5 protein-coding genes are annotated in these 8,354 nt (G+C 69.4%); 1 reads left to right on the forward strand and 4 read right to left on the reverse strand.

Annotated features, from left to right (window positions below):
• Positions 1–1,372: hypothetical protein (locus tag D7X55_RS30785; RefSeq protein WP_304988907.1), on the reverse strand; the 1,372-nt coding region annotated here is incomplete at its 3' end.
• 241 nt (positions 1,373–1,613) lie between these two features.
• Here D7X55_RS30785 and D7X55_RS30790 point away from each other — a divergent pair.
• Positions 1,614–2,600: a hypothetical protein gene (locus tag D7X55_RS30790; protein WP_120552236.1), complete on the forward strand. Its 987-nt coding sequence runs from the start codon at positions 1,614–1,616 to the stop codon at positions 2,598–2,600.
• Positions 2,601–2,688: 88 nt separating this feature from the next.
• On the opposite strand, the gene D7X55_RS30795 is transcribed toward D7X55_RS30790, so the two are convergent.
• The 3 genes from D7X55_RS30795 to D7X55_RS30805 all read right to left on the reverse strand — a co-directional run.
• Positions 2,689–5,847 (reverse strand): efflux RND transporter permease subunit, encoded by a 3,159-nt coding sequence (locus D7X55_RS30795; protein ID WP_121724927.1) that lies wholly within the window; start codon positions 5,845–5,847, stop codon positions 2,689–2,691.
• A 27-nt stretch (positions 5,848–5,874) separates the two neighbouring features.
• A complete protein-coding gene (locus tag D7X55_RS30800; protein WP_120552234.1) occupies positions 5,875–7,017 on the reverse strand; it encodes an efflux RND transporter periplasmic adaptor subunit in 1,143 nt (380 codons plus the stop codon).
• 26 nt (positions 7,018–7,043) lie between these two features.
• The coding region (locus D7X55_RS30805; RefSeq protein ID WP_233610169.1) for a TolC family protein at positions 7,044–8,354 on the reverse strand (1,311 nt) is incomplete at its 5' end.

Genomic DNA, 8,354 nt, shown 5'->3' on the forward strand with positions numbered 1-8,354 from the left:
GGATGGAGGCGATCACAGGGGGCAGCAGCGGGGGGTGTACCCGCCCTCGCCGGGACAGCAGGCAGAGGGTGGCCTCCAGCTCCGCCCACTCAAGGAGCTCCTCGCGCTCGAATGCGCGAGCCATGCACTCGGAGAACAAGCGCTCCATGTCGCAGGACTGCTCCTCGAGGACCTCGAGCAGGTCCTGCTCGAGAGGTGATTCGGCGGAGAGGTCATCCGGCGCTCCCGCCAGCGACAGGGTGAGGGCTGGTGATGGCTTCTCATACCGTGGCGGCGGACGAGCGAAACGCAGCTCGAAGGCGACCTCCGGCCCGGCTTGTTTGTGGAGCACCTGACAGGGATTGTCTGGGAACGCCTGGGCGAGGAGCGCCTCCAGGGCTCCCTGGTGAAAGTCAATCAGGGTGGGGCCCGCCAGTCCGCGACGGCTTCCATGGTGGGGGTAGCGCAGCACCACCGCATCGGCGGCATCCCATCGGGAGGTACACGCGCCATAGACGGGGAACCGGGTCGCCGGAGGTCCCTGCTGGTAACCTGCCTCACGTGCTTGCTCCGGGGAGAGTTCTCGAAGGTGGAGATCCACCGGCAATGCCCTGGCCGGGTTTCCCGCGACGATGACGTGCTCTCCCACGTCCGTGGAGACCGCACAGTGGGCCGCCACCACCACGCCCTCTCCCAGCCGGGCTCCGCCCGAGAGCGAGACGTGCTGGCCGAGCCAACACTGGCGCTCGACCTCGACTCCGAAGCCACGCCGCTGCGACCTGGACTGCGGGTAGCGCTCGACATGGTTTCCGCCCTCAAGGGCCGTGTGCGCTCCAATGGAGCTGGCGCGGACCCTGACGGTGCGCTGGAGTTTGACGAAAGGCGCAACGTAGGACTGCTCCACCACGACCATTGGCCCGGCCACCGCCTGTGGGTCCAGTTGGGTTCCCTTCAGCAGCAGTGGCCCGCTCAGGACCGCATGCCCACGAACCTCACTGTCAATCAATGCGACTCCCTCTCCGTCGATGAGGGTGAACTCCTCCACCTTCGAGCGGGAGATCAGGACACGTCGTCCCTTGATCCGGACCGAGCTGGCGATGTGGCTTGCGCCATCCACGAGGTAGATGGCGCCCATGGCCCAGAGCTGGCGCAACTCCTGGTCCCACTCACGCACGGGAAGCGCGACAAGGGAGTCCGGCTCCTCGACCGAGCGCACGAGCTGTGCATCCAGGGATGCGCTGGCACCGCCCAGCAGGAGCTCACGTCCACCTTGAGGCGTCCGCGCGCCGAGGACGGCATGGGCTGTCCATCTGGGGCGCCAGCCCGTCTGTTCAAGCACTTGCCGAAGGGCTGCCTGGATTTGCGTCTCGATGGAACCGCGCAGGTTGCTCATGGCTCTTGCAGGGGCGCGGAGAGTACTCCATGGCATTGCCCCTGCAAGCTCTCATTCCTGTCTGTCAGTGAAGGCCGCCTTTTCCAGAGGAAGTCTGGGCATCCCATGAAAGGCAGACATCGAAGCAGCTGGCCCCGGCGCTCCTGATCTGTTGCTTGAGTTCCTGCCTTCAAGCTGTCACAGGGGGCGTTTCACTCCCAGGGCGGGTTCCCCTCCCGCCCTCCTTGAGAAGGTGGACGCGATGAAGCGTGGAACCGCAGTGGTGTGGTGCATGTCCGCGGTGGGCCTGATGGGCGCCTGTGGCGGTCAGCCGGAGCAGACCCCGGCCCCCGGGTCCGGCGACACGGTGACGACGGCGACGCAGCAGCTGGTGCCGGCTCCGCCCACGCCGTTCGACAGCTACCTGTACATCGCGGGCAACCTCTCCGTGGGCAGCGCGGTGACGGGGAACACCGGCACGTCCGCGGCCTACGAGGGCTACAAGCTCACCGTCCCGGCGCACACGCAGGTGGCGCTGGAAGTCACTCACCTGGGCACGGGCATGGGCGTGGACACCGGCCTGTACGTGTACGGCCCGAAGACGCCGTCCGGATACGGGTACCGTCCGCTCTACGGCGACGACGACTCCGGTTACGGCGAGCTGAGCAAGCTTCCGCTCGCGACCCTCGACCAGGCCGGCGAGTACCTGGTGGTGGTGGGCTGGAGCAACGGCCTGGCCAAGAACTACCGCCTCCAGGCGTCCTGCGTGGGCGGCGCGTGCGTGCCGAACCCCAGCCCGGCGCCGGCCAATGCCCCGGTGACGCTGGCGGCGTTTCCCCTGGAGGGCAACCTCCAGGCGCTGGTGAACGCCGGCAACGCGTACCGCGAGGACATGTACTCGTTCCTGGACCGGTATGACTTCGCGTGGCCGTACTCGACGCCCGCAGCGCTGAACGCGGCGGCGGCGGCGGTGCTCGCGCGCAGCGAGTACGCGGGCTACCGCAACGACCCGTCCCCGGACACGTACACCTATGCGGCGTTCCAGTCGCGGATGTACCTGCAGTTCCAGCCGCTGCACCAGGCCATCCTCGACACCTACGGCGAGGACGCCGCGAACGCGCAGGTGAAGAGCTACTTCCGCGAGTTCAGCACCGGCCCCAACGGCGACAACTGGCGCACGCTCAACATCATCCTGCTGCCTGTCTCCCGCCACGTCCTCGTGTACGAGCAGACCGCCCACGAAATCTGACGCGCACGCAGTCCTCCGAAAACACCACCGCCCTCCTCTTCGCGTACCGGAAGGGGAGGGCGGCCTGTTTTCAACGGTGCCGCTCAGCTCACGGCGCGGGGGCCGGGGCCGGCTCGTGCGACGGGGGCGCGTCCTCCTCACCGCTGGAGCGCTTCGCGTCCCCACGCACCTTCTGCATGAGGATGTAGAGGCCCGGGATGAAGATGAGGTTGACGATGGTGGACACCAGCATGCCGCCGAACACCGCGGTGCCCAGCGAGTTGCGCGCCGCCGCGCCCGCGCCGGACGCCGTCATCAGCGGCACCACGCCCAGGAGGAACGCGATGGACGTCATGAGGATGGGGCGCAGGCGGACTTCCGCCGCCGTCACCACCGCCTCCAGCGCGCTCTTGCCCTGCTCCCGCAGCTGCTCCGCGAACTCCACGATGAGGATGGCGTTCTTGGACGCGAGGCCCACGAGCATCACCAGACCCACCTGGCAGAACACGTCGTTCGCGTAGCCGCGCGCCACCTGCAACCCGAGCGCGCCCATGATGGCCAGCGGCACGGAGAGGATGATGACGAACGGGAGGCTGAAGGACTCGTACTGCGCCGCCAGCACCAGGAACACGAAGAGGATGCCCAGGCCGAAGATGATCATCGTCTGGCCGCCGGACTCCTTCTGCTCCAGGCTGATGCCCGTCCACTCCGACGACATGCCCTGGGGAAGCGACGCCTGGGCCACCTGCTCCATGGCCTCCAGCGCCTGGCCGGACGACACGCCGGGCGCGCCCTGGCCGTTGATCTCCACGGAGCGGAACAGGTTGTAGTGCTTGATGACCTGCGCGGAGACGATGGGCCTCACCTTCACCAGCGACTCCAGCGGAATCATGTCCCCGCCTTCCGTGCGCGCGTAGAACGAGCCGATGTCCTGGGGGCTGTCGCGGAACTGCTGCTCGGCCTGGACGTACACGCGGTAGGTGCGGCTGGCGTAGTTGAAGTCGTTGACGTACTGGCTGCCCATGTAGAGCTGCATCACGCCGAAGATCTGCTCAATGGGCACGCCCAGCGCCTTGGCCTTCTGGCGGTCCACCTCCACGTCCAGGATGGGCGTGTTGGCGTTGAACGGGGTGAAGACGCCGCGCAGGCGGCCCTCCTCGTTGCCCTTCTGCACCATCTCCTGCGTGGCGTTGGCCAGGTCTTCCAGCGAGTGGGTGCCGGCGACGTCCTCCACGATGAACTGGAAGCCGCCCACGCTGCCCACGCCGCGGATGGCGGGGGGCTGGAAGGGGATGACGCGCGCGCTGCCAATCTTGCCCAGCGGTCCACGCAAACGCTCCACCAGCGCGGCCACGGACTGGTCCTTCCCCGTGCGCTCCTCCCACGGCTTCAGGGCCGTGAAGACGGTGGCGTAGTTGGAGCCGTTGCCGCTGGGAGAGAAGCCACCGATGGCGAACATCACGCTCACCTCCGGCTGGGCATTGAGCACGCCCTCCACCTCCTGGAGCACCTTCTCCGTCTGGCTGAGGGACATGCCCTCCGGCCCCTGCACGGAGATGATGACGTAGCCCTGGTCTTCATCCGGGATGAAGCCCGTGGGCGCGGAGCGGAACAGCATCACCGTGACGCCGATGCAGGCGAGGAACGCCACCAGCACGATGAGCGGGTGCACCAGCAGCTTGCGCAGCCCCTTGCCGTACAGGTCGCGCGTCCAGTCCAGCACCTGGTCCACCTTGCGGAAGAACACCCACTTGGGGCCGTGGTGGTGCTTGAGCAGCCGGGCCGACAGGGCGGGCGTGAGCGTCAGCGCGCAGAAGGTGGACAGGGCCACCGACGCGGCGATGGTGAGCGCGAACTGGCGGTAGATGGAGCCCGTGGTGCCCGGGAAGAGGGCCACCGGGATGAACACCGCCACCAGCACCACGGAGATGGCCACCACCGCGCCGGCCACCTCCTTCATGCCTTCACGCGCCGCCTGGAACGGCTTGAGCCCGCGCTCCGCCATCAGGCGTTCGATGTTCTCGATGACCACGATGGCGTCGTCCACCACGAGCCCCGTGGCCAGTGTCAGGCCGAAGAGGGTCAGCGTGTTGATGGAGAAGCCCATCAGGTAGACGAACGCGAACGTGCCCACGAGCGACACCGGCAGGGTGAGCGCTGTGATGAGAACGCTGCGCCACCCGTGCAGGAACAGGAAGATGACCAGGATGACGAGCGCGATGGCTTCAATGAGCGTGTGGGTCACCTCGTTGACGGAGGCGCGCACCGCGAGCGTGGTGTCCGTGCCCACGCGGTACTCCAGGCCCGGCGGGAAGGACTGGGCCAGGCGGTCCAGTTCCTTGATGACGCCGTCGCGCACGTCCAGCGCGTTGGCGGTGGGCAGCTGGAAGATGGCCAGGCCCACGCCGGTGCGGCCGTTGAAGCGCAAGAGCGTGGCGTAGTTCTCCGCGCCCAGCTCCACGCGGCCCACGTCCTTCACCGTGACGGCCTTGCCGTCGGTGTTGCGCATGAGGACGATGTCGCCGAACTCCTCCGGCTCCACCAGGCGGCCCCGGGCGCGCACGGCGATTTGGTAAGGCTGCTCGTCGCTGGACGGCGGCTGGCCCACCTGGCCCGCGGCCACCTGGAGGTTCTGCTCCTGGAGCGCGCGCACCACGTCCTGCGGCGTCAGGTTGCGGCGGGCCAGCTCGGACGGATCCAGCCACAGGCGCATGGAGAACTTGCGCTCACCGAAGATGCGCACCTCGCCCACGCCGCGCACGCGCTTGATGGCGTCCTTGAGGTTCACGTCCGCGTAGTTGGAGAGGAACTTCGCGTCGTAGCGGTTGTCCGGGGAGGACAGGCCCACCGTCAGCAGCATCTGGCTGGAGGCCTTGTTCACGACGATGCCCGTCTGGTTCACCTGCGCGGGCAGGCGGGCCGCGGCGCGGCTGACGCGGTTCTGCACGTCCACCGCCGCCACCTCGATGTTGCGCGTGGGGGCGAAGGTGACCGTGATGGTGCTGGTGCCGTCGTTGGTGCTGGTGGAGGTGATGTAGCGCATGTCCTCCACGCCGTTGAGCTCCTGCTCCAACGGGATGGTGACGGCGGACTCCACCACCTCGGCGCTGGCGCCGACGTAGGTGCTGGTGACGGTGACCTGCGGCGGCGCCAGGTCCGGATACTGCGCGATGGGCAGCGTCGGGATGGCGATGACGCCCACCAGCGTCAGGATGATGGAGCAGACGATGGCGAAGACAGGCCTGCGGATGAAGAAGTCGACGAACACGGTGTGGCGCCTCTCTGGATTCGCCTGCTAGCGGCTGCCGCCGGTGGTGCCGCCGCCACCGGACGCGGTGCGGGGCGGCTGCGAGGACTCGTCGGTGTTCACGGTGACCTGCTTGGGGATGACGGGCATGCCGTCGCGGAGCATGTGCAGCGACGACACCGCGACGAGGTCGCCCTGCTTCAGGCCACCTTCGACGACGTAGGACATGTCACCCAGCGTGCCCAGGGCCACCGGGCGGCGCTCCACCAGCGTCTTGCCGTCCTTCTTCTCCACCACCATGGCGAAGGGCTGGCCGCTCTGGCGCACCACCGCGAGCGCGGGAATCTGGAGCGCGTCCCGCGTGGAGTACACCAGCCGCGCCCGCAGAAGCTCACTGGGGCGCAGGCCCACGGTGTTGCGGAAGGCGGCCTTCACCTCCACCAGCTGCGTGCGCGGATCCGTCTGCGGCGCCACGTAGAAGACGGTGCTGGAGAGGATGACCTTGCCCTGCTGATCCAACAGCTCCAGCTGGGTGTCCGGCTTGAGCGACCGCGCGCGGAACGCCGGCACCGACACGCTGACCTCCAGCGCGTCCGCCTGGGCCACGGACGTCAGCACCGTGGTGGCGCCCACGTAGTCACCCACGCGCACCAGCACGTCGCCCATGGTGCCCGCGAACGGCGCGCGCACCACGTGGAACTGCAGCTGCACCTGGCGCTGGGCGACCGTCGCGCCGGCCGCGCGCGACGCCGCCTCCGCCGCCTTCACCGCCGCCTGGGCGCGCTCCAGCTCCTGCACGCTGGCCAGGCCCTCGCGGTTGAGGGACTCCGTACGCGCCAGGGTGCGCTTCGCCAGCTCCAGCTCCACCGCGGAGGAGCTCTGCTGCGCCTGGGCGCTGTCCAGCGCCGCGGTCTCCTGCCGCGCGTCCACTTCAATCAGCGGCGTGCCGGCCTCCACCTTCTGGCCCGGCTTCACCAGGATCTTGCGGATGTAGCCGTTCACCTGCGGCAGCACCGACACGCTCTGCCGCGACAGGAGCGACCCCAGGTATTCACCGGTGTCCCGCACCTCGCGCGGCGCCAGCGCCACGACCTGGACCTCGCGCGGCGGAGGAGGGGCCTTCGCCTCCGGCTTGCCCGAGCACCCGGCCGCGCCGGCCACCAGCGCCGCGCCCAACACCGTCTTCGTCATCAGCGCCTTCAGGGGGCGTACCCTCGTCACCAGTCGCACCGGGCCTCCGTCAGGAACGCGTCCAGGCGGGCCTGGACGAGCTCGAATTCCCTCAAAACCAATGCGAGCTGGGCCTGGCGGAGGGCAGCTCCGCTCTGGACCAGCTCCAAGCTGCTACCTCGTCCCACCTCGAAGGCCCGGCGCGTGAGCCGGTCCGTCCGGTCCGCCAGCTCCAGGGACTCGGCGGCGGTCTTCAACAAGGCTTCGGCCACTTCCACTCCACGGCGGGCGCGGGACACCTCCACCCCCACGTTGCGGCGGGTGGCCTCGGAGGCCTGGGCGGCCTGCTCTTCAATGCCTGCGCGCTCGCGCACCAGCCCCCCGCGCTGACCGCCCTCCCACAGGGGCACGGACAGCACCGCGGACACGTTCCAGGTGGCGAAGCGGCCAAAGCCGGGGTCGGTGGTGAAACCCACCAGCGTGCTGCTCAGTCCCAGGGTGGGCAGGTAACCGGCGGACGCCTGACGCCGGCTCTCCCGGGCCGCGTCCACGTTGGCCCGCTGGGCCACCAGGTCCGGCCGGTTGGCCAGGTCCTGCAGGGGGGCGCACTGCTGACGGGTCTGCTCCACCAGGCCGGAGAGGTTGAAGTCCGGGTTGACGCCCACGCCGTGGTCCTCACCCAGCGACAGGCCCAGCGACTCGCGCGTGCGGCGCAGCTGCTCGTCGCCGGCCACCAGCGCCTGCCGCGCCACCGCCACGTCCTGGCTCACCCGCACCACGTCCAGCTGCGTGCCGGCGCCCAGCTCGAAGGAGCGCTGGGTGATGGACTGGCGCTCCAGCGCCTGGCGCAGGCCCACGCGGTTGATCTCGGCGGCGCGCTCGGCGGCCACCGTGGCCACCAGCACCTGCGCCAGCCCCTGGGTGAGGCGGCGCTGCACGTCCTGGAGGTTGGCCGCCGCCGAGGACTCCAACGCCTTCGCGGAGGACAGGCCCCGCCACGCGCCCACGTCGATGATGGACTGGGTGAGGGTCGCGGACAGCGTGCCCAGGGGCGCGCTGGGAGCCTGGGTCCCGGCGCCGGGGTTGGAGCCGCCCACGAAGCCGCCGCCCGCGGCGGAGGGCACGTCCGGGTGGAGCACGTCCACGCCCACGCCCGCGTTGGCTCGCGCGTTGGGCAACAAGAGGCCCAGCGACTGGCGCCAGCGCCCTTGCGCCCGCGTCACGCCGGCCTCCGCGTTGCGCAGGTCCGTGGAGCGCTGGCGCACCCGGGTGAGGGCGTCGTCCCACGTCTTCACCTGCTCCGCCGCGGGCGGGACGGGCGCGAGCATGGGGTCTTCCACCTTCGGCTGGAAGGGGAC

Source organism: Corallococcus sp. AB049A (genome assembly GCF_003668885.1).
GTDB classification, from domain to species: Bacteria; Myxococcota; Myxococcia; order Myxococcales; family Myxococcaceae; genus Corallococcus; species Corallococcus interemptor.

Bases quoted from the DNA above. Each gene is read 5' to 3' on its own strand.
- D7X55_RS30800 (WP_120552234.1), bottom strand. From the start codon at position 7,017: ATGACGAAGACGGTGTTGGGCGCGGCGCTGGTGGCCGGCGCGGCCGGG.
- D7X55_RS30790 (WP_120552236.1), top strand. From the start codon at position 1,614: ATGAAGCGTGGAACCGCAGTGGTGTGGTGCATGTCCGCGGTGGGCCTG.